Source organism: Bradyrhizobium sp. CCBAU 65884 (genome assembly GCF_028128835.1).
Taxonomy (GTDB): domain Bacteria; phylum Pseudomonadota; class Alphaproteobacteria; order Rhizobiales; family Xanthobacteraceae; genus Bradyrhizobium; species Bradyrhizobium ottawaense.
In genome coordinates, this window is record NZ_LBJU01000072.1 from 1 (window position 1) to 26,225 (window position 26,225).

The 26,225-nt window shown below is 65.5% G+C and carries 22 protein-coding genes; 10 read left to right on the forward strand and 12 right to left on the reverse strand.

Annotated elements, in window-relative coordinates; translation table 11 throughout:
* On the reverse strand, window positions 1-568 hold a 568-nt coding region (locus tag XI03_RS03145; protein WP_271591296.1), incomplete at its 3' end, for a hypothetical protein.
* Window positions 569-1,059: 491 nt separating this feature from the next.
* On the opposite strand from XI03_RS03145, the gene gltB reads away from it, so the two are divergent.
* Together gltB and XI03_RS03155 are read left to right on the forward strand one after the other, a co-directional pair.
* Complete coding sequence (gltB, locus tag XI03_RS03150; protein ID WP_271591297.1) at window positions 1,060-5,793, forward strand: glutamate synthase large subunit; 4,734 nt, start codon at window positions 1,060-1,062, stop codon at window positions 5,791-5,793.
* A 151-nt stretch (window positions 5,794-5,944) separates the two neighbouring features.
* Window positions 5,945-7,396 (forward strand): glutamate synthase subunit beta, encoded by a 1,452-nt coding sequence (locus tag XI03_RS03155; RefSeq protein ID WP_271591298.1) that lies wholly within the window; start codon window positions 5,945-5,947, stop codon window positions 7,394-7,396.
* Window positions 7,397-7,562: 166 nt separating this feature from the next.
* On the opposite strand, the gene XI03_RS03160 is transcribed toward XI03_RS03155, so the two are convergent.
* Window positions 7,563-9,320 (reverse strand): outer membrane beta-barrel protein, encoded by a 1,758-nt coding sequence (locus tag XI03_RS03160; RefSeq protein ID WP_271591299.1) that lies wholly within the window; start codon window positions 9,318-9,320, stop codon window positions 7,563-7,565.
* A gap of 193 nt (window positions 9,321-9,513) precedes the next feature.
* On the opposite strand from XI03_RS03160, the gene XI03_RS03165 reads away from it, so the two are divergent.
* Window positions 9,514-10,521: a KpsF/GutQ family sugar-phosphate isomerase gene (locus tag XI03_RS03165; protein WP_271591300.1), complete on the forward strand. Its 1,008-nt coding sequence runs from the start codon at window positions 9,514-9,516 to the stop codon at window positions 10,519-10,521.
* A 128-nt stretch (window positions 10,522-10,649) separates the two neighbouring features.
* Here XI03_RS03165 and XI03_RS03170 read toward each other — a convergent pair whose 3' ends face one another.
* Entirely contained in the window at window positions 10,650-11,201 is a 552-nt protein-coding gene (locus XI03_RS03170; protein WP_271591301.1) for a carboxymuconolactone decarboxylase family protein, read from the reverse strand.
* Between the two features lie 72 nt (window positions 11,202-11,273).
* Between XI03_RS03170 and XI03_RS03175 the strand changes: the two genes are divergently transcribed.
* Window positions 11,274-11,657, forward strand: coding sequence for a winged helix-turn-helix transcriptional regulator (locus XI03_RS03175; RefSeq protein WP_271591302.1), 384 nt, complete (start codon window positions 11,274-11,276; stop codon window positions 11,655-11,657).
* Between the two features lie 89 nt (window positions 11,658-11,746).
* Here XI03_RS03175 and XI03_RS03180 read toward each other — a convergent pair whose 3' ends face one another.
* The 4 genes from XI03_RS03180 to hemH all read right to left on the reverse strand — a co-directional run bounded on the left by XI03_RS03180 (window position 11,747) and on the right by hemH (window position 15,497).
* Window positions 11,747-12,190: an NfeD family protein gene (locus XI03_RS03180; protein ID WP_271591309.1), complete on the reverse strand. Its 444-nt coding sequence runs from the start codon at window positions 12,188-12,190 to the stop codon at window positions 11,747-11,749.
* Between the two features lie 55 nt (window positions 12,191-12,245).
* Window positions 12,246-13,250 (reverse strand): SPFH domain-containing protein, encoded by a 1,005-nt coding sequence (locus tag XI03_RS03185; RefSeq protein ID WP_095425178.1) that lies wholly within the window; start codon window positions 13,248-13,250, stop codon window positions 12,246-12,248.
* A 221-nt stretch (window positions 13,251-13,471) separates the two neighbouring features.
* Window positions 13,472-14,449, reverse strand: a complete 978-nt coding sequence (locus XI03_RS03190) for an ABC transporter substrate-binding protein (RefSeq protein ID WP_028139998.1) — start codon at window positions 14,447-14,449, stop codon at window positions 13,472-13,474.
* Between the two features lie 10 nt (window positions 14,450-14,459).
* Window positions 14,460-15,497: a ferrochelatase gene (gene hemH / locus XI03_RS03195; RefSeq protein WP_271591303.1), complete on the reverse strand. Its 1,038-nt coding sequence runs from the start codon at window positions 15,495-15,497 to the stop codon at window positions 14,460-14,462.
* An 83-nt stretch (window positions 15,498-15,580) separates the two neighbouring features.
* Here hemH and XI03_RS03200 point away from each other — a divergent pair, with 83 nt between their 5' ends.
* Window positions 15,581-15,979 carry an MAPEG family protein gene (locus tag XI03_RS03200; protein WP_018316180.1) on the forward strand — a complete coding sequence of 133 codons (399 nt, stop codon included), beginning with the start codon at window positions 15,581-15,583 and terminating at the stop codon, window positions 15,977-15,979.
* 109 nt (window positions 15,980-16,088) lie between these two features.
* On the opposite strand, the gene XI03_RS03205 is transcribed toward XI03_RS03200, so the two are convergent.
* Genes XI03_RS03205 through XI03_RS03215 form a run of 3 tightly spaced genes read right to left on the reverse strand, consistent with a single transcriptional unit; the run spans window position 16,089 to window position 19,935 of the window.
* The gene (locus tag XI03_RS03205; protein WP_442869689.1) at window positions 16,089-17,225 is read right to left on the reverse strand and encodes a nickel/cobalt transporter; all 1,137 of its coding nucleotides are present in this window, start codon (window positions 17,223-17,225) and stop codon (window positions 16,089-16,091) included.
* Window positions 17,216-17,854, reverse strand: coding sequence for a DUF1007 family protein (locus tag XI03_RS03210; protein ID WP_271591304.1), 639 nt, complete (start codon window positions 17,852-17,854; stop codon window positions 17,216-17,218). Before XI03_RS03210 ends, XI03_RS03205 begins: the two co-directional genes overlap by 10 nt.
* Complete coding sequence (locus XI03_RS03215) at window positions 17,854-19,935, reverse strand: M3 family metallopeptidase (RefSeq protein WP_271591305.1); 2,082 nt, start codon at window positions 19,933-19,935, stop codon at window positions 17,854-17,856. Before XI03_RS03215 ends, XI03_RS03210 begins: the two co-directional genes overlap by 1 nt.
* 138 nt (window positions 19,936-20,073) lie before the next feature.
* Here XI03_RS03215 and XI03_RS03220 point away from each other — a divergent pair, with 138 nt between their 5' ends.
* The 5 genes from XI03_RS03220 (at window position 20,074) to XI03_RS03240 (ending at window position 24,921) form a co-directional block, all read left to right on the forward strand.
* Complete coding sequence (locus tag XI03_RS03220; RefSeq protein ID WP_247503610.1) at window positions 20,074-20,328, forward strand: hypothetical protein; 255 nt, start codon at window positions 20,074-20,076, stop codon at window positions 20,326-20,328.
* A gap of 687 nt (window positions 20,329-21,015) precedes the next feature.
* The gene (locus XI03_RS03225) at window positions 21,016-22,158 is read left to right on the forward strand and encodes a type III PLP-dependent enzyme (protein WP_271591306.1); all 1,143 of its coding nucleotides are present in this window, start codon (window positions 21,016-21,018) and stop codon (window positions 22,156-22,158) included.
* A gap of 129 nt (window positions 22,159-22,287) precedes the next feature.
* Window positions 22,288-22,875 (forward strand): GNAT family N-acetyltransferase, encoded by a 588-nt coding sequence (locus tag XI03_RS03230; protein WP_271591307.1) that lies wholly within the window; start codon window positions 22,288-22,290, stop codon window positions 22,873-22,875.
* A 146-nt stretch (window positions 22,876-23,021) separates the two neighbouring features.
* A complete protein-coding gene (locus XI03_RS03235; protein WP_271591308.1) occupies window positions 23,022-23,411 on the forward strand; it encodes a RidA family protein in 390 nt (129 codons plus the stop codon).
* A gap of 67 nt (window positions 23,412-23,478) precedes the next feature.
* Window positions 23,479-24,921, forward strand: coding sequence for a homospermidine synthase (locus XI03_RS03240; protein WP_038950606.1), 1,443 nt, complete (start codon window positions 23,479-23,481; stop codon window positions 24,919-24,921).
* A gap of 131 nt (window positions 24,922-25,052) precedes the next feature.
* Here the strand turns inward: XI03_RS03240 and XI03_RS03245 are convergent, their stop codons facing one another.
* Window positions 25,053-25,382, reverse strand: coding sequence for a hypothetical protein (locus XI03_RS03245; protein ID WP_038950607.1), 330 nt, complete (start codon window positions 25,380-25,382; stop codon window positions 25,053-25,055).
* A gap of 100 nt (window positions 25,383-25,482) precedes the next feature.
* A complete protein-coding gene (locus tag XI03_RS03250) occupies window positions 25,483-26,199 on the reverse strand; it encodes an MgtC/SapB family protein (protein WP_038950608.1) in 717 nt (238 codons plus the stop codon).
* Window positions 26,200-26,225: the final 26 nt, after the last annotated feature.

Consider the following 26,225-nt stretch of genomic DNA (forward strand, 5'->3'; position numbering starts at 1 on the left):
CGGCCCTGGGCAGCGGCACGGTGCGGCTCGCCACGTGCGGGATCGAGGCCGGCGGCCGCGGCGGGCCGCTGCGGATCACGGTCGGCGGCGGCAGCGCGCTTTGCGGACCGTAAGGCGAGGCCGCGCGCTCGTCATAGGCGGGCGCCATGCCGTAGGCGTCCGCGGCCGGCATGAAACGGATGATCCGCCCGTCGCGGGCATCGATCACGAGCCGGCCGTCGTCGCCGCGACGGTCGATCACCGCGATGGTGTAGACGCTGCCGCGCAGGCGCGGGATGCCGAGCGGCGAGAAGCCGTTTTCGCGCAAGACCGCGTAGACCTCGGTCGACGGCAGCAACGCCGGACCGCGCTCTTCGTAGCCATAGTCGGGACCGTAGCCTTGGCCGTAACGCGGCGGCAGTGGCGGGGCGGCTTCGGGGGGCGCATAGGGTCCGTCGAAATCGGACACCGCGATAGCCGCCCCTCCTGCGATACCTTTCGCGGGAACTTGCGCCAGAACCTGCCCATGCCCGGCGCCCATGGCGAGCGCCAGCGTGGCAGCAGCCACACATCCTGTGAAAAACTTCATCGTCGACACGCTCCTGTCAGGCCCCCGAATGCCTCGCGCTCTTTCGCCTCTTGCGGCGTGGCGCGCCTTTCGAAGGGCTGATCCGAAGCTTCATTTGGGATTTCGGCGCCCACAGGGCCGGATCGGGGCGCGTTTGCTTCAAAACCGGGGCCGCGCAACTTTCGGAAAGCGATTGATTGACATATCGGGAATCGGGACTTCCACGCGCTTGTGTGATAGACAAAAATTTGGCAAGGTGACGGTTAGGACAGGAAGACTGTCTCAATTTTGCTTGCGGTTCCGGCATAGGGATTGCAACGAAAGTCGGTGCTTTCGAGCACCATAAGGCAACAGGCAAAGCCGTTCTCGGGGACGAAGAACGCCTAGGCCTGAATTTAAGAAAATGCGGCTCGCAGCGGACGAGCGGTGACCCAGAGGCGGGTGCCGCGGAACGCCCAAGGTGCGCCGAAGATGGCGGTGAGGCAGCTTGCCGCATGGAGAGGATTGGAACAATGAACGGGTCGCAATTCGAGAGCGCAAACATCGTGGCAGAAGAACTGTCGGCGACGGTCGCCTCGAAAACGACCGATCCGATTCAGGAACACAATTCGCGCCCGCCAGCCGTTGGCCTCTACGATCCGAGCCTGGAAAAGGATTCCTGCGGCGTCGGCTTCATCGCCAATATCAAGGGCAAGAAGTCGCACGAGATCGTCGCGGACGCGCTGAGCATCCTGTGCAATCTCGAGCATCGCGGTGCCGTCGGCGCCGACCCGCGCGCCGGTGACGGCGCCGGCATTCTGGTGCAAATCCCGCACGCCTTCTTCAGCCGCAAGGCCGGGGAGCTCGGCTTCGCGCTGCCGGCGCCCGGCGAATACGCCATCGGCGCGCTGTTCATGCCGCGCGACACCGCATGGCGCAATGTCATCAAGAGCATCATCGCCGACCAGATCAAGGAAGAGGGCCTGACCCTGCTCGGTTGGCGCGACGTGCCGACCGACAATTCCTCGCTCGGCGTCACCGTGAAGCCGACCGAGCCGGCCTGCATGCAGGTGTTCATCGGCCGCAATGGCACCGCCAAGACCGAGGACGAGTTCGAGCGCCGGCTCTACATCCTGCGCAAGTCGATCTCACAGGCGATCTACCAGCGCCGCGACCGCGGACTTGCAGGCTATTACCCCTGCTCGATGTCCTGCCGCACCGTGATCTACAAGGGCATGTTCCTCGCCGACCAGCTCGGCAAGTACTATCCCGACCTGCACGAGAAGGATTTCGAGAGCGCGCTCGCCCTGGTGCATCAGCGCTTCTCGACCAACACCTTCCCGGCCTGGTCGCTGGCGCATCCCTATCGCATGATCGCGCATAACGGCGAGATCAACACGCTGCGCGGCAACACCAACTGGATGGCGGCACGCCAGGCCTCGGTGAGCTCCGAGCTCTACGGCAAGGACATCAACCGGCTCTGGCCGATCTCCTACGAAGGACAGTCGGACACCGCCTGCTTCGACAACGCGCTCGAATTCCTGGTGCAGGGCGGCTACTCGCTGCCGCACGCCGTCATGATGATGATTCCGGAGGCGTGGGCCGGCAATCCGCTGATGGATGAGAAGCGCCGTGCCTTCTACGAATATCACGCAGCGCTGATGGAGCCGTGGGACGGTCCCGCCGCGATCGCCTTCACCGACGGCCGCCAGATCGGCGCCACGCTCGACCGCAACGGCCTGCGGCCCGCGCGCTATCTCGTGACCAAGGACGACCGCATCGTGATGGCGTCCGAGATGGGCGTGCTGACGATCCCCGAAGATCAGATCATCACCAAGTGGCGGCTGCAGCCCGGGAAGATGCTGCTGGTCGACCTCGAGCAGGGCCGTCTCATTCCCGACGACGAGATCAAGGCCGAGCTCGCCAAGAGCCATCCCTACAAGGAGTGGCTGGAACGGACCCAGATCGTGCTCGAAGAGCTGCCGAAGGTGCCGACCACCGGCGTGCGCTCCAATTTGTCGCTGCTCGATCGCCAGCAGGCGTTCGGCTACAGCCAGGAAGACATCGCCATCCTGATGACGCCGATGGCGGCCACGGGCGAGGAAGCCGCGGGCTCGATGGGCAACGACACGCCGATCTCGGCGCTGTCGGACAAGGCCAAGCCGCTGTTCACCTACTTCAAGCAGAACTTTGCGCAGGTCACCAACCCGCCGATCGACCCGATCCGCGAGGAGCTGGTGATGAGCCTGGTCTCCATCATCGGACCGCGGCCGAACCTGTTCGATCTGCAGGGGCTTGCTACCACCAAGCGCCTTGAAGCGCGCCAGCCGATCCTGACCGACGCGGATCTCGAAAAGATCCGCTCGATCTCGGATGTTGCCGATTCGCACTTCAAGTCGCGCACGCTCGACACCACCTTCCACGCCGGTCTCGGCGCGGCAGGCATGGACCAGGTGCTCGACGAGCTCTGCGCGCGCGCCGAAAGCGCGGTGCGCGAAGGCGTCAACATCATCATCCTGTCCGACCGCATGGTCGGCACCGACCGGGTTCCGATCCCGTCGCTGCTGGCCTGCGCCGCCGTGCATCATCATCTTATCCGCACCGGCCTGCGCACCTCGGTCGGTCTCGTCGTCGAGTCCGGCGAGCCGCGCGAAGTGCATCACTTCGCCTGCCTTGCCGGCTACGGCGCCGAAGCGATCAATCCTTACCTGGCGTTCGAAACCATCATCGCGATGAAGGACCGCCTGCCCGGCTCGCTCGACGATTACGAGATCGTCAAGCGCTACATCAAGTCGATCGGCAAGGGCCTTTTGAAGGTGATGTCCAAGATGGGCATCTCGACCTACCAGTCCTATTGCGGCGCGCAGATCTTCGACGCCGTCGGCCTCAAGGCCGACTTCGTCGCAAAGTTCTTCGCGGGCACGCATACCCGCGTCGAGGGCGTCGGCCTTGGCGAGATCGCCGAAGAGGCGGTGCGCCGTCATGCCGACGCGTTCGGCGAGGCGCTGGTCTACAAGGGCGCGCTCGATGTCGGTGGCGAATACGCCTATCGCAGCCGCGGCGAGGACCATGCCTGGACCGCCGAATCGGTGTCGCTGCTGCAGCACGCCGCGCGCGGCAATTCGCAGGAGCGCTATCGCGCCTTCGCAAAGATCCTCAACGAGCAGTCGGAGCGCCTGCTGACGCTGCGCGGCCTGTTCCGGATCAAGAACGCGGACGAAGAGAAGCGTAAGCCGATCCCGCTCGACCAGGTCGAGCCCGCCAAGGACATCGTCCGGCGCTTCGCCACCGGCGCGATGAGTTTCGGCTCGATCTCGCGCGAGGCCCACACCACGCTCGCGATCGCCATGAACCGGATCGGCGGCAAGTCGAACACCGGCGAAGGCGGCGAGGAAGCCGACCGCTTCAAGCCAATGCCGAACGGCGATTCCATGCGCTCGGCGATCAAGCAGGTCGCCTCGGGCCGCTTCGGCGTCACCACGGAGTATCTCGTCAACTCCGACATGATGCAGATCAAGATGGCGCAGGGCGCCAAGCCCGGCGAAGGAGGTCAGCTGCCTGGCCACAAGGTCGACGCGACCATCGCCAAGGTCCGGCACTCGACGCCGGGCGTCGGCCTGATCTCGCCGCCACCGCACCACGACATCTACTCGATCGAGGATCTGGCGCAGCTCATCTACGACCTCAAGAACGTCAACCCGACGGGGGACGTCTCGGTCAAGCTCGTCTCCGAGATCGGCGTCGGCACGGTCGCCGCGGGCGTCGCCAAGGCGCGCGCCGACCATGTCACCATCGCGGGCTTCGAAGGCGGCACCGGCGCTTCGCCGCTGACCTCGATCAAGCATGCCGGCTCGCCGTGGGAGATCGGCCTTGCCGAAACCCACCAGACGCTGGTGCGCGAGCGGCTGCGCAGCCGCATCGTGGTCCAGGTCGACGGCGGCTTCCGCACCGGCCGTGACGTCGTGATCGGCGCACTGCTGGGCGCCGACGAGTTCGGCTTCGCCACCGCGCCGCTGATTGCGGCCGGCTGCATCATGATGCGCAAGTGTCATCTCAACACCTGCCCGGTCGGCGTCGCGACCCAGGACCCCGTCCTGCGCAAGCGCTTCACCGGCCAGCCCGAGCACGTGATCAACTACTTCTTCTTCGTCGCCGAGGAAGTCCGCGAGATCATGGCTTCGCTCGGCTTCCGCACCTTCAACGAGATGGTCGGCCAGGTTCAGCTGCTCGACCAGACCAAGCTGGTCGCGCACTGGAAGGCCAAGGGCCTCGACTTCTCCAAGCTGTTCGTCAAGCAGAAGGAAGAGAAGGGCCAGAAGATCTATCACTCCGAGCGCCAGAACCATCATCTGGAAGCGGTGCTCGACCGCACGCTGATCGAGAAGGCAAAGCCTGCGCTCGACCGCGGCGCGCCGGTGAAGATCGAGGCCACGATCAACAGCACCAACCGTTCCGCCGGTGCGATGCTGTCGGGTGCGGTCGCCAAGATCTACGGCCATGCCGGCCTGCCGCACGACACGATCCATGTCGGCCTCGAGGGCACCGCGGGTCAGGCCTTCGGCGCGTGGCTCGCGCAGGGCGTCACCTTCGAGCTCGAGGGTGAAGCCAACGACTATGTCGGCAAGGGCCTCTCGGGCGGCAAGATCATCGTCAAGCCGCCGGCCAACAGCGGCATCGTGCCGGAAGAGAGCATCATCGTCGGCAACACCGTGATGTACGGCGCGATCCAGGGCGAGTGCTACTTCCGCGGCATCGCCGGCGAGCGCTTCGCCGTGCGCAATTCGGGCGCCGTTGCGGTGGTCGAGGGCGCGGGCGATCATTGCTGCGAATACATGACCGGCGGCATCGTGGTCGTGCTCGGCAAGACCGGGCGAAACTTCGCGGCCGGCATGTCGGGCGGCATCGCCTATGTCCTCGACGAGACCGGCGACTTCGACAAGCTCTGCAACCTGGCGATGGTCGAACTCGAGCCGGTGCTGTCGGAAGAGCTGATCAACGCCGGCACCTACAATCACTCCGGTGACCTCGAGGCGCATGGCCGGGTCGACGTGTTCAAGAATTTGCTCGACTCCGACGTCGAGCGCCTGCACGTCCTGATCACGCGCCACGCGAAAGCGACCGGCTCCAAGCGCGCCGCCGACATCCTTGCCAATTGGAAGGAATGGCTGCCCAAATTCCGCAAGGTGATGCCGGTCGAGTACCGGCGCGCGCTGCGCGAAATGGCCGCCAACGCGGACGCCGAGCCGAAAATCGCGATCGGGGCGTAAGAGAAAGCTGAGGAGGCGCGGAAAGCGCCGCCTCGGACCATGAGACCATCATCCGGGCCTCTATCCTTCGAGACGCGGCGCGAAGAGCGCGCCGCTCCTCAGGATGAGGAGTGAGAGAACAAACGACTAAGCGGCAGGGACTTCGGGTTTAATGGGCAAGATCACGGGTTTTCTCGAAATCGAACGGCATGACCGCAAGTACACCCCGGTCGCCGAGCGCGTGAAGCATTACAACGAGTTCGTCCTTCCCTTGACCGAGAAGGAAACGCGCGACCAGGCCGCGCGCTGCATGAACTGCGGCATTCCCTATTGCCACGGCACCGGCTCGGTCGCGCCCGGCACGCCCGGCTGCCCGGTCAACAACCAGATCCCCGACTGGAACGACCTCGTCTACCAGGGCAATTGGGAAGAAGCCTCGCGCAATCTGCACTCGACCAACAATTTCCCGGAGTTCACCGGCCGCATCTGCCCGGCGCCGTGCGAGGCCTCCTGCACGCTCAACATCGACGACAACCCCGTCACCATCAAGACCATCGAATGCGCGATCGTCGACCGCGCCTGGGACAATGGCTGGCTCAAGCCTGAGGTCGCGTCCGTCAAGACCGGCAAGAAGGTCGCGGTGATCGGCTCGGGCCCGGCCGGTATGGCCTGCGCGCAGCAGCTCGCGCGCGCCGGTCACGACGTGCACCTGTTCGAGAAGTACGCCAAGGCCGGCGGCCTGCTGCGCTACGGCATCCCTGACTTCAAGATGGAGAAGGGCGTCATCGACCGCCGCGTCAAGCAGATGGAAGGCGAAGGCGTCACCTTCCACTACAACAGCCATGTCGGCGCTGACGGCAATGTCGATCCGCGCGAGATGCTCAACGAGTATGACGCGGTGGCGCTGACCGGCGGCGCGGAAGCGCCGCGCGACCTGCCGATTCCCGGCCGCGAGCTGTCAGGCATCCACTACGCCATGGACTTCCTGCCGCAGCAGAACCGCCGCGTCTCTGAGGAGCCGCTGAACGGCGTCCAGGAGATCCTGGCCGGCGGCAAGCACGTCGTCGTCATCGGCGGCGGCGACACGGGATCGGACTGCATCGGCACCTCGCTGCGCCAGGGCGCGCTGTCGGTGACCCAGCTCGAGATCATGCCCGCCCCGCCCGAGCGCGAGAACAAGGGCCTGACCTGGCCGAACTGGCCCTTGAAGATGCGGACGTCCTCCAGCCAAGCCGAAGGCGCAGTGCGCGAATACGCCGTGCTGACCCAGAAGTTCTCCGGCGAGAACGGCCAGGTCAAGAAGCTGCACTGCGTGCACGTCGACGACAAGTTCAAGCCGATCGCCGGCACCGAGTTCGAGCTCGACGCCGACCTCGTCCTGCTCGCGATGGGCTTCGTGCATCCCGTGCACGAGGGCCTGCTCAAGATGCTCGCGGTCGAGCTCGACCCGCGCGGCAACGTCAAGGCCAACACGCTGGACTACCAGACCTCGCGCCCGAACGTGTTCACCGCTGGCGACATGCGGCGTGGGCAGTCGCTAGTGGTGTGGGCGATCCGCGAAGGGCGGCTGTGCGCAAGGTCGATTGATACGTTCCTGATGGGGAAGACGGATTTGCCGCGCTGAGCTGTCATTCCGGGGCGCGCCACTTGGCGCGAGCCCGGAATCCATCAGGCCGCAAGCTTAGTGGATAAATGGATTCCGGGCTCGCGCTTCGCGCGCCCCGGAATGACGAGCGGAGAGAGCCTCGCCCCCGCGCGGCATCTCACTCCGACGTGTGCCGACAGGCGCACTAATTCTGCAGCCTCACCCCGACCATCACCACCGTCCCCTGCGAGCTCGAGCCCGCCTGGTTCGAATCCAGGATGTCATGGCGCAGCGTGCCTTTGACCCAGATGTTGCGGTTGAGCTTGTAGATCAGGTTGCTTTCGAACGAGTAGGTCTTGTCGTTGCGGTTCTGGCCCTGGTAGTCGAGCGTGCCGTAGGTGAATTTGCCGACGGCCGTCAGCCAGCGGCGGAAGTCGTGATCGACTTCGGCCGAATAGGTGCGCACCAGGACGCCCGAGGAGCCGGGGATGGTGGTCTCCGCGATCTGCGTGTCCGTGAAGAATTTCACCGTGGTGAGGCCGCTCGCATTCCAGATCAGCGAGCCCGAGGTCAGGAAGCCAGCAAGCTGGCTGAGGCGCGGGTCGGTATAGTTGCGCGCGGAATAGCCGACCGAGATCTCGCCGGTGAGGATGCGCGAGAATTCGAAGGACGAGCCGACCTTGGCATAACCGCCGTTGGAATCGCGGAAGTAGCCGTTGCGGTCGGCGGCCTGATCGTGGACGCGGGAATCGCCCTGGATCTCGACGAACGGCTTCAGGCCGGGCTTGAGGTCGTAGGAGAAGCGCCCGATGCCGCCATACTGGTTGAAGTCGCGATCGTTGTTGGTGAATGTCGAGCCGTCGGTGAGCTTGGAGTCCGTGTAGGCGGTGCGATCGACGGTGGCGCCCGCGGCAACCTGGAAACGATTGAAGGTCTGGTCGAAGCCGACCGTGGTGCCGTAGGCGGCGTAGACAGGATATTTCTGCAGGCCCGCCTGCACGTTCGGGCTGCCGGGATTGTCGGTGGCGAGCCGCAGGCGCAGCTGCGAGGTCAGCTTGAGGTCGCGGTCGACGTCGAGGCGGCCGTCGACATGGCCAGTGAAGTCGGGACGATTGATCTCGACCGGCGAAGGCGAGGCAAAGCCGTCGATCGTCGCCGGCATGTTGTTGGTGTAGCCGGAGAACGAGCCGCGCAGATCGGCGACCAGCGCGTGGCGCTCCCAGTCGGACATCACCAGCAGATCGGGTGCGACGACGTAGACCGGCGATCCCACCGGCTTGTTGAGACGCGCAGGATTGGTGTCGTAGCCGGTGGAGAGCTCAAGCCCGCCCTTGATCAGAAAACTGCCGGCGTAGTCGCCGACGGCCCCAAACGCATCGTCATCCGCCTTGAGGCGACGGCGCAGCGGCTGGCCGGGCACGGTGCCCGCCATCGCCGCCGGCACCGGCGCCTTGTTGGCGGAGGCGGATGGCGGCGGCGCGATTCTGGGCAGGCCGAGCGTCGATGGCGGCGGCACCGTGGTCGGCGCCGGCGAGCCGGGACCGGCCGCGCGCTTCGGCTTCGGCTGGCCCGGATAGAGCTTGGGTTGCTGTCTCTTGCGGTTGAGCGAATCATAGCCGGAGCTGCTCGCGCCGGTGGCGGCAGATAGGCCATAAGTCGGGACCTGACCGACGCGCGAGGTCGCGGGCGCCTGCTGGCGTTTGCGCGGATCAGCACTGGGATCGGGCAACGCCGGCAATGCATCCGACGGCGCCTGCGGCACGCCCGCCGTGCGCCGCGTCGGCAGCGTCTCGGGCGCGGCGAAGCCGCCGCGGTTGGGATTGAACAGATCGGGCGTGAGGCTCTGGGCGGCCGCGGGCACGCTTGTGAGGGTCGTCAGCGCAAGACCCGGCACAAGGCACGGCAAAGCCGCGCGCAGGAACTGCGCGCGTTTGCTCCGGCCGGTGCCTGGAGACGACCCCACGATGTAACAACTCCAACGAAATCAAACACTTTCACGGTGGTCTCCGCCGGCTGGCGGGAACCATCGTTAATGGAGTTAAAACAATTATGGTTAATGACCGGTTGAGGGCTTAGGCGCGCGCGTCGCCTCCCCCGCCGCGGCGTGCTAATGAGGCGCCGACCGTGCGAATGCCCCCTTCTCCCTGGACCAGTACATGCCGAGTTCGAAACCGCTGATGACCACATCATCCGGCCCCATCCCCGACAGCGTCGAATCCGCGCTCCGCACGCTGGAGACGGAGAGCGGCGGCATCAACGCGCTCGCAGCCGCCCTGCGCGGCCCGCTCGGCGCGACATTCGCGAAAGCAGTCGACCTGATCCGCAACGCCAAGGGCCGCGTCATCGTCACCGGGCTCGGCAAGTCAGGCCATATGGGGCGCAAGATCGCCGCGACGCTGGCCTCGACCGGCACGCCGGCTTTCTTCGTGCACGCCGCCGAGGCCGGCCACGGCGACCTCGGCATGATCACCACCGACGACGTCATCATGGCGCTGTCCTGGTCCGGCGAGCAGCCGGAGATGAAGAACCTCGTGAACTACTCGGCGCGCTTCGCCATTCCCATGATCGCGGTGACGTCGAACGCGGCCTCCTCGCTGGGCCAGGCCGCCGACCTCGTGATCGAGCTGCCGAAGGCGCGCGAGGCCTGCCCGCACAATCTGGCGCCGACAACCTCGACCCTGATGCAGGCCGCGATCGGCGATGCCCTCGCGATCGCGCTGCTCGAAGGCCGCGGCTTCACCGCGCTGGAATTCGCGCATTTCCACCCCGGCGGCAAGCTGGGCGCGATGCTGAAATTCGTCCGCGACTACATGCGCACGGGCGCCGAGATCCCGGTCAAGCCCCTGGGCACCAAGATGTCGGAGGCCGTGGTCGAGATGTCGGCCAAGGGCCTCGGCTGCGTCTGCATCGTCGACGAAGCAAACGAGGTCGCGGGCATCATCACCGACGGCGATCTGCGCCGCCACATGCGCCCCGACCTGCTGACGGCGTCGGTCGACGAGATCATGACGAAGCAGCCGAAAACGGTGCCGCCCTCGATGCTCGCGACCGAGATGATCGAGGTGCTGAACACGCGCAAGATCACCACGCTGGTGGTGACCGAGGCCGGCAAGGTGGTGGGCATCGTGCACCTGCACGATCTGCTGCGGGCGGGCGTTGCCTAGGGCACGCGCTTTCTCTCCGCACCGTCATTCCGGGGCGCGCCATTCGGCGCGAGCCCGGAATCCATTCATCTCCGAGCTCGCTGCCCAATGGATTCCGGGTTCACGCTTCGCGCGCCCCGGAATGACAGCTACACCGGAAACCGCGCCGCGTTCTCCTCCAGCGGCAACCGCAGCCCGTTCGCCAGATACGATACCGTGCGGTAGAAGCCGCACAGCAGCATGATTTCCAGAATCTGCGCCTCGTCGTAATGCGCCGACAGCTCGGCAAACTCTTGATCGCTGAACGTCGCGCGGTGATGCAGCGCGTCGACCGCTGCGACCAGCGCCTGTTCGGCCGGCGACCAGCACGGTGACGTCGCATCGCCCTGCACTGTGGCACGCACCTCGTCTTCGGCGAGCTTCGCCGGCCCGGCGAAAACCGCGACATGCACGCCCCATTCATACTCGCATCTGTTCAGCGCACAGGTGCGGTCGATGACGATCTCGCGCTGGCGCAGCGAGAGCGGGCCGGGGTCGAGCAGGCCGCCGGCGCGAAATTTGTCCCAGGCGCGGCTGTGGCCCGCCATCACCCGGAACAGGATCAGCGGCGGCGCGCCGCGCATGATGCGATCGAACTGCGCCTGGATCTCCGGGGGATAACGCGGGGTGAGCGGGGCAATGCGCGGCGTGGACTGGGACACCGGCCGTTTCCTTTGCTACATCTATTGTAGCAACATGCTACACTATCTGTAGCATGTCGCAAGAGGGTGGCGATGGCAAAACAGGCGGCATCACGAAGCGTCCGCGGCTCGCGCACCGGCCGGCCGGTCATGGCGCTGCTGGACCTGCTCGGACGGCGCTGGAGCCTGCGAATATTGTGGGAGTTGCGCGGCGAGCCCCTCACCTCCCGCGCCCTGCGCACCGCCTGCGACGAGGCTTCGCCGACAGTGCTGCAAGCGCGCCTGACGGAGTTGCGCGAGGCGGGGTTCGTGGAGCTTGGCGAAGGCGGAGGTTATGGGCTGACGCCGCTCGGGCGGGAATTGTGCGAGACGTTCATGCCGCTGCACCGGTTTGCGGAGAGGTGGAAGGACTCTTCCCCTTCTCTCCGCTTGCGGGGAGAGGGTCGGGGTGAGGGGGAGCCTCCGCGCAAACGGTGAGAGACGGACTCGCGGAGAGTCCGCTCACCCGGATTGAATCTGCGATGCAATCCCGCCTCTCCCCGCAAGCGGGGAGAGGCGAAGAATCCTCACGCCGCGGCCACTGTCACGTTCGCACCGTCCACCTGCACCACCTTCACCCGCGTCCCCGCCGGCGTATCCGGACCTGCGACGCGCCACACCGTGTCACCGATGCGCACGGTGCCGCTGCCGTCGATAATCGGCTTCTCCAGCGTGAACTCGCGGCCGAGCAGTGCCTCGGTTCGCTTGTTGAGGAACGGGCTGGCGCTTGCATCCGGCTTCGGCCGCGCAAGGCGGCGCCATATCGGCACGGCGGCTGCGGCGAACACCGCGAACATCACGAGCTGGATCTGCCACGATAGGACGACGGTGAACGAAATCAGGCCGACGAGCAGCGCGGCGAGCCCGAGCCAGAACAGGAATATGCCCGGCGCCAGCACCTCCAGCGCCATCAGGATGAAGCCGAAGATCAGCCAGTTCCAGGTGCCGAGCGATACGAACATGTCGGTCATGATACGACCTTCCATCATGGTGCATGCCCCTGCCTGAAGGGACATGCGCCGGGGACTATCCCTGCCGCGGCGGCACCGTCGGCGGCGTGCTGCCGGTCGTCGGCACCGAGCCACCACGGCGGGCGGCGGCAGCGGCGGACGCCGCGCTTTCGCCGAACGTTGCTTTCGCGATCTCGCCGATGCCGGCGAGCGAGCCCAGCATGGAGGTTGCTTCCATCGGCAGCATGATGATCTTCTGGTTCGGCGCGTCCGCGAACTGGCCGAACGCCTTGATATATTTGTCGGCGATGAAGTAGTTCAACGCGGCGACGTCCCCCTTGGAAATCGCATCGCTGACCATCTGCGTCGCCTTGGCCTCGGCCTCGGCGGACCGCTCGCGCGCTTCGGCATCGCGGAACGCAGCTTCCTTGCGGCCTTCGGCCTGGAGGATCTGCCCCTGCTTGGCGCCCTCGGCGCGCAGGATTTCCGACTGGCGCTGGCCTTCGGCGGCGAGAATGTCGGCGCGCTTGACGCGCTCGGCCTTCATCTGCCGGCCCATGGCCTCGACCAGGTCGGCGGGCGGCACGATGTCCTTGATCTCGATGCGGTTGACCTTCAGGCCCCACGGCGAGACCGCGGCATCGACGACGCGGAGCAGGCGCTCGTTGATCTCGTCGCGATGCGACAGCACCTGGTCGAGATCCATCGCACCCATCACCGAGCGGATGTTGGTCATGGTCAGGACCGTGATCGCCTGGGTCAGGTTGGAGACCTCGTAGCTCGCCTTGGCGGCGTCGAATACCTGGTAGAAGGCAACGCCGTCGACCGTCACGGTGGCGTTGTCCTTGGTGATGACCTCCTGCTCGGGGATGTCGATCACCTGCTCCATCATGTTGATCTTGCGCCCGACGCGATCGAAATAGGGCACGATCAGATTGAGCCCGGGGCTCAGCGTCTGGGTGTATTTGCCGAACCGCTCGATGGTCCAGTCATAGCCCTGCGGCACCGTCTTGACGCCGGCGACCAGCGTGACGATGACGAGCAAAACCAGAACAATCGCGAAAATGTCGAAACCGCTCATATTTCCTCCAAGGCAGAAAAGCCCTTTCCCGCGCTGTCATTGGTCGGGAGCGCAACCCTACCGGTTCAGCGGTCGCAATTCACGTCGGTATCGATCCAATTCTGCACAAGACATCCAAACGGGGAAGGATCAAGATATGTATTTGTAGCGGGCCCTTGAAAGCGTGCAGCGGAAACCCAGCGGCAAAAATTAACGAATCCGAAGGCGCGCATTGGACGACTTCATTCGATCACGTCATTCGCTAGGGCAATGAGGCCCGGGTGAAGTGTGACGCCACACTCCCTGGCGGCCTTGAGGTTGACCGCGAGCTCGAATTTGGTGGGGTTCTGCACTGGCAGGTCGGCTGGCCGCGCGCCCTTCAGAATGCGGTCGATATAGTCCGCGGCGCGGCGGAGCTGCTCGGCGCTGTCGGTGCTGTAGGACATCAGCCCGCCCTCCTCGACGAAGGTGCGGCTCCAGAACACCGCGGGCACGCGCGCCTGCGCGATCGCCGCCAGAAGACCGCCGCGGTTGGCCATGGTGAAGAAGTCCGGCAACACCAGCAACCCACCGTCTTTCCGCAAGCCCAGCGCCGCGATCGAGGCCGCGTCATGCACCGGCGCGGGCTCGACCGCCACCTGAAGGGTCCGTGCCGCGTCCTCGATCGTCCGCAGCATCAGCGGCGCGAACGGCGCGGTGGCGGGATTGTAGACGACGACAACGCGGGACACCTTTGGCGTGACCTGCGTCAGCATCTCCAGCCATTTGCCGGCCAGCGGGCCGTCGTAATCGGTGAAGCCGGTGACGTTGCCGCCGGGATGCGCGAGGTTTTCGACAAAGCCCTGGCTGACGGGATCGGTGACGACGGCGAACACGATCGGGATCGTCGTGGTGCGCTGGCGCAGCTCCTCGACCGAGGGCGTGCCGACCGCGAGCAGGACGTCGGGCCTGAGCGCGATCAGCTCGTCGGCAAGCTGCGCGATGCGGGCGCGGTCGCCGCCACCGCTGCGCCAGTCGATCTTGAGGTTGTCGCGCTCTTTCAGGCCATGTCCGGCGAGCGCCTTGACCAGGACCATGCTGCGGGTCTGGCCGATCGCATCATCGGCAGCCGTGACCGAGAGCACGCCAAGCCGACGTGCCGCGTTCGGCTGTTGCGCCAGGACCGGGACCGGCAGCGCCGCGATCATCCCAAGAAACGCCAGACACTCACGGCGGTTCATGGGACGCCCATCAGATCCAGCCCTGAAGCTCGCGCAGCACCAGGGTGCGGATCACGTCCAGGCCCGGGTCACTGTCGTTGAGGCAGGGGATCGCGGAAAACTGCTCGCCGCCATTGTGCTTGAAAATCTCGGCGTTCTCCTGCGCGATCTCCTCCAGCGTCTCCAGGCAGTCCGCGGAAAAGCCCGGCGTCACCACCGCGAGGCGGCGCACGCCTTCCTTCGCGAGCCGCTCCATGGTCTTGTCGGTGTAGGGCTGGAGCCACTCGGCATTGCCGAAGCGCGACTGGAAGGTCAGCAGCAGCTTCGTCTCGTCCATGCCGAGCCGGCGACGCAGCGCCTCGGTGGTGGCGATGCAGTGCTGCTGATAGGGATCGCCCTTGTCGACATAGGATTTCGGCATGCCATGGAACGACGCCACGATCAGCTCCGGCTTGAAGGACAGCGTTGCCAGGTGCGTCTCGATCGAGACGGCAAGCGCCTCGATATAGGCCGCGTCCTCGTAATAAGGCGGCGTTACCCGCAGCGTCGGCTGGTTGCGCAAACGGGCGAGCACGCGGAACACTTCGTCGCAGACGGTCGCCGAGGTCGAGGCGGAATATTGCGGATAGAGCGGGACCGCCAGGATGCGCTCGCAGCCTTTCGCGATCAGTGCGTCGATGCCCGACTTGATCGAGGGATTGCCGTAGCGCATCGCCCAGTCCACCACGACGTGGGTCCGGTCCGACAGGGCGGCGGCCAGCTTGTCGCTCTGCGACCGCGTGATGGTCTTCAGCGGCGACTCGTTCTGCTCGGTGTTCCAGATCTTCTGGTAGTCGAGCGCCTTGGTACGGGGGCGGCTGCGCAGAATGATCCCGTTCAACACGAACTTCCAGACCAGGCCCTGATCCTCGATGACGCGGGCGTCCGAGAGGAACTCCTTCAGATACACCCGCACGCCCGGCGCATCGGCCGTGTCGGGCGTTCCGAGATTGATCAGGAGCACGCCAGCGCGCGGCAGGGCGGATTGGGCGGCCGGTCTCGCGGCCTCGATGGGGACGACACTGGTCATGGCCCTGTGGGTCGCGCGTTGGTCCGAACTTGTCAAGATGAGGCCGGTTTCGCTAGGGTCGCACCCAGGCGGGGGAGGCAAAGATGACACTCGCGGAATGGTGCGTCTTTGGAGCGCTGCTGCTCTATCTGTCGACGATCGGCTCGATCAAATGGATCAGGTTTCGCCGCTTCGACAATTCCCGGCCGCGCGACCCCGCCTTCTACGAGGACGCGCTCTCGCAACGCGCGCTCGGCGCGCACCAGAACGGCATCGAGACCTTCCCGTTTTTCGCCTTCGCGGTACTCCTCGCCGAATTCAGGGATTCGCCGCAGCGGCTGATCGACGAGCTCGCGGCCCTCTTCCTCATCGTCCGCCTCGCTTATGTGCTGACCTATCTCGGCAACCGCCCGACGCTGCGCTCAATCCTCTGGAGTATCGGCTTTGCGATCAATCTCGGGATCTTCTTCATGCCGGCGCTGAAGCGGTTTCTGCCGGTGTGAGGTGCACCCTGTGTCCCGGACGCGATGCAGCGTACCGAGAGATGGGCCCCGGCTCTGCAGCGCACCGTCAAAGGGACGCTGCGCTGCGTCCGGGGCACGAGAACTCGGCCTAGAAACACGTCGTCCGCTCGGCCGCGATGTAGCCGAACAAGAGGCCAGCGCCAAACAGCAGCACGACGCCGGCGGCGGCGAATTCGATGCCGCGCATGAATAGCGCGCCGCCGCCGTCGCGCCCGGCACTGAGGCGGGCGGCGATGTCCTTGGCGGAGACGGCGACGACCGCGATGGCCGCAACCGTGATCGCGGTGCCCAATCCCATCAGGAAGGTCGCGGCGATGCCGGCCCAGAACAGGCCCTGGGCGAGCGCGAACACCAGCACCAGGATCGCGCCCGAGCAGGGGCGGATGCCGACGGTCAGGATCGCCGCAAAGCCGCGCCGCCAGCCACCGGGGCCGGCGAGCTCGCTCGGCGTGGGGCCGTGGGAATGGCCGCAATGTTCGTCATGAACGTGGTCATGCCCGTGGTGGGCCGGAGCGTGCGCATGACCATGATCGTGATGATGGTGATCATGTCCGTGATCGTGATGATCGTGGGCATCATGATGATGGTGATGACCGTGATCATGATCGTGCGGCACGCCGGCGATCGCCGGCAGCGGCTGGGCCGCCTGCAGCGCCCGGATGAAAATGCGGCCCTTGACCCAGACGAGACGCAGCCCGAACAACGCGATCAGGGCGTAACTCGCGATCTCGATCGCCCCTTCCGCCTTGCACATGGTCTTGGCGGTCGCGTTCAGCACCCAGGCCGAGATGCCGACGATGAGGATCGCGACCAGCGACTGCATCAGCGCCGAGGCGAACGACAGCGCGATGCCGCGCCGCGCGGTCTCGTGGTTGGCGACGAGATAGGAGGCGATCACTGCCTTGCCATGGCCGGGGCCGGCGGCGTGGAAGATGCCGTAGGCAAACGAGATGAAGAGCAGTGTCCACACCGCCGAGCCGTCGGACTTGGCGGCGCGGATGGTCGCCGACATCTGCCGATAGAATTCCGACTGTTTGGCCAATAGCCAGCCGATGAGGCCGCCGGCCTCGGGCTGGGCCGCCTGCGCCGGCCGCGGCGCGCCAAAGGGGTTTTGCGCGAAGACATCGTGAAGCGCGGCATCGGCCACACCCACGACGAGGACAACGGCGGCGCAGACGAGAAGCCCGCGGGCAATCGGCGACTGAAGACGACCGATCAAGGACAATCCACCGTGATCTTGTTGGCGAACATCATGCCGAAATTCGAGTTCTCGCCGTTCATGAAGGTCTGCTCGTTGAGCTTCTGCGCGCTCGCGGTGCCGTCGCTCGGGCGCTCCAGCTTCATCTGGCAGCCGGCGGGCGCGCCGACCAGTTTCACCGGGCTTTCCTTGGCCATCTGGAAGTCGATGAAGAAGGAGCGGTCGAACACTTCGAGCACCAGCTGCTTGGACTTGACCGGGTTCTTCAGCGGCAGCGTGAAGTGCAGGGTCAGCACCGTATCCTTGTAGTCGAGGAAATAGTCGACCGGCTCCTGGAATCGCTCCTTCTTGCCGTCGGCTCGCGCAAAGGTGAAGTAAGCGTATTCCTTCAGCGACTCGACGTTGGTCTGCGCCAGCGGCCCGAGCTCCTCGCGCGTATAGGCGCCCTTGGTCTTGCTCTCGAGCCCCTGCACCGCATAGGCCGAGAACATGTCGTCAAAGGTCCAGGCGTGGCGGACGCCGGTGATGCTGCCGTCGGCCGCGTAGAGCAGCTCGCTGGTCGCGGTGATCCAGACATGCGGATGGGCCTGCGCCGTGCCCGCCGCGAGCGACAGGCCGGCGGCGAGCAGCAATCCCAACAGGGCGCGCATGCCCATCAGGCGGCCTTCGCGTCGTCGAGCAGGCCGCGCCGGCGCAGCAGCGCGTCGGGTTCCGGAGGACGGCCGCGGAACGCCTCATAGGCGGCTTCCGGATCCACCGATCCGCCCGAGGCGTAGATGTCGTCGTGCAGGCGCTTGGCGACGGCGGGATCGAAGATATCGCCGGCCTCCTCGAACGCGCCGAAGGCGTCGGCGTCCATCACCTCCGACCACATATAGCTGTAATAGCCGGCGGCATAATGATCGCCGGTGAAGATGTGACCGAACTGGGTCGGACGGTGGCGCAGCGCGATCTCCTCGGGCATGCCGATCTTCTCCAGCTCGCGTCTCTCGAAGGCGCGCACGTCGCTGGCCGCTTCGGCCGGCTGGGTGTGGAATTCGAGGTCGACCAGCGCGGAGGAGACGAACTCGACCGTGGCAAAGCCCTGGTTGAATTTTCGCGCGGCAAGGAACCGTTGCAGCAGCTCGTCGGGCAGCGGCTCGCCGGTCTGGAAGTGGCGGGCGAACTTCTGCAGCACCTCTGGCCGCTCCTGCCAGTGCTCGTAGAGCTGCGACGGCAGCTCGACGAAATCGGTGAACACGGAAGTGCCCGACAGCGACGGATAGGTCACGTTGGAGAGCATGCCGTGCAGGCCGTGGCCGAACTCGTGGAACAGGGTGCGGGCATCGTCGGGCGACAGCAGCGAAGGCTCGCCGCCGGCGCCCTTGGCAAAATTGCAGATATTGAGAACCAGCGGCGCAACATCGCCGTCGAGCTTCTGCTGGTCGCGCAGCGAGGTCATCCAGGCGCCGGAGCGCTTCGACGGCCGGGCGAAGTAGTCGCCATAGAACAGCGCCTTGTGCTTGCCATCGGGGCCCTTGACCTCCCAGACCCGGACGTCGGGGTGCCAGACCGGAACGTCCTTGCGCTCCTCGAAGGTGATGCCGAACAGGCGCGTGGCGCAGTCGAAGGCGGCGGCGACCATGTGGTCGAGCGAAAGATACGGCTTGATCGCGGCGTCGTCGAAATTGGCGCGCTGAAGGCGCAGCTTCTCGGCGTAGAAGCGCCAGTCCCAGGGGGCGAGCTTGAAATTGCCGCCCTCTTCCGTGATCAGCGCCTGCATGTCGTCGCGGTCGGCAAGCGCCCGGGCGCGGGCTGGCTTCCAGACCCGCTCCAAGAGGCTCCGCACCGCGTCAGGCGTCTTGGCCATGGAGTCCTCCAGCCGGTAAGCGGCGAAGGTCGGATAGCCCAGCAGCTTGGCGCTCTCTTCGCGCAGCTTGAGGACCTCGACGATGGTTCCGTTGTTGTCGTTGGCATTGCCGTTGTCGCCCCGTGCGGTGAAAGCCTTGTAGACCTTCTCGCGCAGATCACGCCGGGCGGAGCTTTTCAGGAACTGTTCGACCGAGGAGCGCGACAGCGTGACGATGGCCTTGCCTTGCATGCCGCGCTCTTCTGCCGCAGCCTTGGCGCTGGCGACGAAGCTCTCCGGCAGGCCCTGGCGGTCGGCTTCCCCGAGCTCCATGACCCAGTCCTGCTCGTCGCCGAGCAGATGATGGCTGAAGCTGGTGCCGAGTTGGGCGAGCCGCTCGTTGATCTCGGCCATCCGCGTCTTGGCCTCCTCGGAGAGGCCGGCGCCGGCGCGGTGGAAGCGGGTGTAGGTCCGCTCCAAGAGGCGAAGCTGCTCCGGAGCCAGATCCAGATTGGCGCGGTTCTCGTGCAGCTGGGCGATGCGGCCGAACAGCACGGCGTTCATCATGATCGGATTCCAGTGCCGCGCCATCCGCAGAGAGACCTCCTTGTCGATCTCCAGGATGGCCGGGTTGGAATGCGCCGAAACGAGGTCGTAGAATACGGCCGCCACCTTGCTCAGGAGCTTGCCCGAGCGCTCCAGCGCGGTGATGGTGTTGGCGAAGTCGGGCGCGGCCGGATCGTTGGTGATCGCCGCGATCTCGGCCGAGTGGTCGGCGAAGGCCTGTTCGAAGGCCGGCAGGAAATGCTCCGGCTTGATCTCGTCGAAGGGCGGGGTCGCAAACGGCGTCACCCAGGCCTTCAGCAGCGGGTTGCTCTCGGAGTCCGTAATTTGGCGGGGTTCTGACATCACAAGTCCCGATTTCGTGGCTCAATTGTTGCGGCCAGCTATAGCACGCGATGGGGCTTTTTTGGGCCATTTGCCCTTGCTCCCGGCCGCCTTTTCGGGGAGATTGCGGCCCTCGACAGACCACGGATCCCTGAGCTCATGAACGCGCCTTCCTCGTCTTCCCGCCGGATCGTCTGGCCCAGCGTCATCACCGTCATCAGCGCCGCCATCCTGATCGGCGCGGAGGTGTTCGGCGCGGCCTTCGCCGGTGGCTGGGCACTCGCGATCCTGTTCGGGCTCGGCGACCAGGGCACGCACATCCTGCAGGCCGTGCTGTTCGCGCTCGGTGTGCTCGTGATGACCGCGTTCATCCGCGCGGCCCAGCGCGTCGAGCCCTTCACGAAGCGCCGCTGACGCTTCTCGCGCGCGAGAGACGCGCGCGCTGCCACAGAAAACTTAACGCGTGTTCATCTTCCGCGGCGCTCGCGCAACACCGCGCAAGCAGATGTTAGGCGATTCTGTTCTCAGCCTAAAAAAATTCTTGCGAAGCAGAGTCAAAACGCTTATGTGCGCTCTTGCCCAATTTCGCACGTGCCTGTGGTCGTGTGTCAGTCGGTAGGTATCCGGACAAGAGGCCGGACAGCCGCCAAGGGGTGAAGAAGCCGAGGGGCTCTTCGGAAGTGCGGAAGTCGGAAGACTGAAGGTCGCAAGGCCTGAAGGTCGGACGAGGAAGCAAACCCGGAGCGTCCAGCATCTCTCTCAAAGAGATGCCTTGTCGAAGGTGACTTCGCCCTTTGCAACCGTGACTGGCAGCCGGAGGCGAACCGGCGCACCCCGCTCTCAACGGGGGACGCGACTTAAAGCAACGACGGATCGGGCTTTTTTGGTCTCTACCGGCAGTCCAACGCCGGCGCGGGCTACTGAAAAGGCTTGTCCTTCATTGCCAGGTGTGCGGGCGGGAAATTCCCAACCAATCCACGGCAGCACAGTCTGATTTGAGTCTTTGGCTCGTCACGCCTCCATCGCGTGATCTGGCCGGGGCGCTTATCCGACGACATTTTTTGAACGGATCCCCGTCGCTGGGCCGTTTGGGAGAGTGCTATGACCGAACGTATTCAGGAATTCCTGCGCAACCGCCGCAAGGATGGCCTCGACACCGAGCCGTGCCTCGTCGTCGACCTCGAGGTCGTGCGCGACAATTACCAGACGTTTGCCAAGGCGCTGCCCGACAGCCGCGTGTTCTACGCCGTCAAGGCGAACCCGGCGCCGGAAGTGCTCGCGCTGCTGGCGTCCATGGGCTCCTGCTTCGACACCGCCACGGTCGCCGAGATCGAGATGGCGCTGGCCGCGGGTGCAACCCCGGACCGCATCTCCTTCGGCAACACGATCAAGAAGGAGCGCGACATCGCGCGCGCCTTCGCGCTCGGCATTCGCCTGTTCGCGGTCGATTGCACCGCCGAGGTCGAGAAGGTCGCCCGTGCCGCCCCCGGCGCGAAGGTGTTCTGCCGCATCCTCTACGACTGCGCCGGCGCCGAGTGGCCGCTGTCGCGCAAGTTCGGCTGCGACCCGGAAATGGCCGTCGAGGTGCTCGACGTTGCCAAGCGCCTGGGCCTGGAGCCGTGCGGCATCTCGTTCCATGTCGGCTCGCAGCAGCGCAAGGTGAAGGCGTGGGACCGTGCGCTGGCGATGGCCTCGCAGGTGTTCCGCGACTGCGCCGAGCGCGGCATCAACCTGTCCATGGTCAACATGGGCGGCGGCTTTCCGACCAAATATCTGAAGGACGTGCCGCCGGTCGTGACCTACGGCCGCTCGATCTTCCGCGCGCTGCGCAAGCACTTCGGCAACCAGATTCCGGAGACCATCATCGAGCCGGGCCGCGGCATGGTGGGCAACGCCGGCATCATCGAATCCGAGGTCGTGCTCATCTCGAAGAAGAGCGACGAGGACGAGGTGCGCTGGGTGTATCTGGACATCGGCAAGTTCGGCGGTCTCGCCGAGACGATGGACGAGTCGATCCGCTACGCCATCCGCACCGCCCATGACGGCGCGGACATGACGCCGTGCGTGCTCGCGGGTCCCACCTGCGACAGCGCCGACGTGCTGTACGAGAAGAACCCGTATCCGCTCCCCGTCACGCTGGAGATCGGCGACAAGGTGCTGATCGAAGGCACCGGGGCCTATACGTCGACCTACTCGTCGGTGGCGTTCAACGGCATCCCGCCGCTGAGGACGTACCACATCTGATCCGCCTCTTTCTCTGAGGCCTGACGAACCCGGGAGCCGGCTTGCCGGCTCCTCCCTGACATTTCGATCTGACGACGTCTTGGACAGGCGTGCTGCGCGCACGCCGGTTCAAGCGGGGACTGACGCGCCATGACCGCTTTTCGGAAGCCACAGATCGCCCTCACCTCGAAAGCCGCTCCGTTCGTGATCCGCGCGGAGCGTGCTGCCGACGTCGCGGTGCGTGAAGCGCTGCTCGATGCCTGCTTTGGCGAAAACCGCCACGGCCGCACCTGCCAGCGCCTGCGCGACGGACGCGCGCCTGCCGCAGGCCTTGCCCTGTCGGCGGTGCGCGAGGGCAAGCTCGTGGGAACCGTGCGGCTGTGGCACGTCAGCGCCGGAGACAGGCCCGCTTTGGTCCTTGGACCGCTGGCGGTAGACCCTGCCTGCCGCGAGCTCGGGATCGGCGCCGCGCTGATGCATCAAGCGCTGGCCGCCGCCCGGGCGCGCGGGCATGAAGCCGTCATCCTGCTCGGCGACGCCCCCTATTATGCCCGCTTCGGCTTCTCGGGCGAGAAGACCGGCGCGCTGGCGCTGCCCGGCCCGTTCGAACGCGACCGGCTGCTCGCGATCGAATTCCAGGCGGGTGCGCTCGATGGCGCCGAGGGGATGATCGTTCCGACCGGCGCGCCCCTGTCCAAACGGAGGGTCCTTCGCGCCCTCCATGCGCACGCGGCCTGAGGGATTGCCATGATGGTGACGACCGAAGCCGCGTAAAGCGGCAACGCTCGGCTGCGCCGTCCTGACGCCTGTTCTTTCGGGGTTGCGCAGGCCCGAGAAACGCCCTTTAACCCCGCGAAACACGCCTTTCAGTCGAGGTCCGAAACATGTCCCGTCGCCTCATCTCCACCGGCTCTCCGCTCGAGAAGACCGTCGGCTACAGCCGCGCCGTGATCGACGGTGACTTCGCCTTCGTCGCGGGAACCACGGGCTATGACTACACCACGATGACGATGCCGGCCGATGTCACGAGCCAGTCACGCAACTGCTTCAAGACCATCGAAGCTGCCCTGACAGAGGGCGGATTCGCGATGGCCGATATCGTCCGTGCGACCTATTACGTCACCGACGCCAGCTACATCGATGCCCACTTCGCCGTCTGCGGCGAGGTTCTCGGTGACATCAGGCCGGCGGCGACGTTGCTGGTCGTCAGCGCACTCGCCAAGCCCGAGATGAAGGTCGAGATCGAAGTCACCGCCAAGCGCCGCAGCATCTGACAAGCGCCGCAGCGCCTGATCCACCCCTCACCATTTGTTTGCCAGCACGTTCCGGAGAAACCATCCCATGAGCCCCGCCTCGCAGATCTACGCGAAGATCACCGGTCCCATCGTCATGGTCGGCTTCGGCTCCATCGGCAAAGGCACGCTGCCGCTGATCGAGCGGCATCTCGATTACGACAAGTCGCGCGTCACCGTGATCGATCCCAAGGACGAGGGCCGCAGGGCGCATTGCGAGAAGCAGAATGTGCGCTTCATCCAGAAGGCCGTGACAAAAGACAATTATCGCGAATTGCTGACCCCGCTGCTCACCGAAGGCGGCGGCCAGGGCTTTTGCGTCAATCTCTCGGTCGATACCGGCTCCACCGACATCATGGAGCTCTGCAACGAGCTCGGCGCGCTCTACATCGACACCGTCAACGAGCCCTGGCTCGGCTTCTATTTCGATTCCTCGAAGGGCCCGGAAGCGCGCTCCAACTACGCCCTGCGCGAAGCCACGCTGGCCGCCAAGCGCGCGCGCCCGGCGGGATCGACGACGGCTGTCTCCTGCTGCGGCGCCAATCCCGGCATGGTCTCCTTTTTCGTCAAGCAGGCGCTGCTCAACGTCGCCGCCGATCTCAAGCTCAATGCCCCCAAGCCCAAGACCAAGGCCGAATGGGCAGATTTGATGCGGCAGGCCGGCATCAAGGGCATCCACATCGCCGAGCGCGACACCCAGCGCTCCAAGAAGCCGAAAGAGCCCGACGTCTTCGTCAACACCTGGTCGGTGGAAGGTTTCCTGTCGGAGGGCGTGCAGCCGTCCGAACTCGGCTGGGGCACCCATGAAAAATGGATGCCCGAGAACGCGCGGACCCACGAAGCCGGCTGCGGCGCAGCGATCTATCTGATGCAGCCCGGCGCCAACACGCGCGTTCGCACCTGGTGCCCGACCCGCGGCGCGCAATATGGCTTCCTCGTCACCCACAACGAGTCGATCTCGATCGCCGATTACTTCACGGTGCGTGACGCCTCGGGCACGGCGGTCTATCGGCCGACCTGCCACTATGCCTATCATCCGGCCGACGATGCCGTGCTGTCGCTGCATGAAATGTTCGGCCGCGCCGCGAAGATGCAGGAGAAGCACCACATCCTCGACGAGAACGAGATCGTGGACGGCATCGACGAGCTCGGCGTGCTGCTGTTCGGCCACGACAACAATGCCTATTGGTACGGCTCGCAGCTCTCGATCGAGGAGACCCGCAAGCTCGCGCCCTACCAGAACGCCACTGGCCTGCAGGTGACCTCCGCCGTGCTCGGCGGCATGGTGTGGGCGCTGGAAAACCCGAACGAAGGCATCGTCGAAGCCGACGAGATGGATTTCGATCGCCTGCTGGAAATCCAGCTCCCCTATCTCGGCCCGGTCAAGGGTTTCTACACCGACTGGACGCCGCTGACGGATCGCCCGGGACTGTTCCCGGAAGACATCGACACCAGCGATCCCTGGCAGTTCCGGAATATTCTGGTGCGGTGAAACGGCGCCTCTCTCCGCCCGTCATTCCGGGGCGGCGCGTAGCGTCGAGCCCGGAATCCATCGGGCGGCAGTACATGCGGATCAATGGATTCCGGGCTCGCGCTATGCGCGCCCCGGAATGACGAAGAGACCTACTTCTTCTCGATCGGCGGCGCGATCTTCTCGGCCGGTGCCGGCGGCAGGGCCGGCTTGGTCGCCGCGCCTTGTGTCTGCGGCTCGGGGCGTGCAGGCTCGGGGGCCGGCGTAGTCGGCCGGTCGCCGCCGGGCTTGGCTTCCGCGGGCACCTTGCTCTGCTCGTCAGATGGGGTGCCCTGCAACGGCGGCGTTGCCTGCGCCAGCTGCAGCCGGCTCTCGGCGCGGATCTGCGCGATCGATATGCCTGATATCACGACACCTGCTGCGAACAGCGAACAGGCGATCACCAAGTCGAGTTTCAGTCTGCGCTTGTCATTGACTGTCATGTCGATCACCGCCTTTGTCCGCGGGATCAACGAAATGGCCCGACCAGGGTTCCGTTCCCGGCAAGGCGGAACTGCGCGCCTGCGCGCCAAAACGCCGCGCTTACTCCGTCGTGCTGACTTCCCAGGTCGCGTGGCGGATGCCCGGCAGATGCTGGAGATCGGTCGCAACGGTGTTCAACTCGTTCGGATCGACCGCGCTCGCGACCAGCTTCGCCACAATCTCCAGCATGTCCTCGCCGATCTCGACGACCTCGATACCCGCCACCGGATATTTCGCGGCTTCGAGCTTGTCGACGAGTCGGTCGCGCATCTCGGGCAAGGCGTCGGCCGCAACCGCGAGCTTGAAATAGTAGGTCGCCTCGGAGGCCTTCTCGTTCAGCGGGATGCGGTTGATGGCATTGACCAGCGGACGCAGCATGGTGTTGCCGGCGATGACGAACACAGTCAGCGCGGCCGCCTGCGCGATCATGTCGGCGCCGGCGCAGGAGCCGACCGCGGCCGAGGCCCACAGCGTCGCCGCGGTGTTGAGCCCGCGGACGTCCATGCCCTGCTTCATGATGACGCCGGCGCCCAAGAAGCCGATGCCGGAGACGACGTAGGAGATCACGCGCACCGCGCCGTCGGCGCCGGTCAGATGCATGGCGAGATCGACGAACGCGGCGGCGCCGACCGCGACCAGCACGTTGGTGCGCAGGCCCGCGGTGCGCTGGCGATATTGCCGCTCGGCGCCGATCAGCGTGCCCAGCACGAAGGCCGTGAACAGGCTGACCAGCGTGTCGGCAAAATCAGCAATCTGGAAGGTCGTTAGAAATCGCATCTATTCGCGCCGCCATTGAGGGTGCG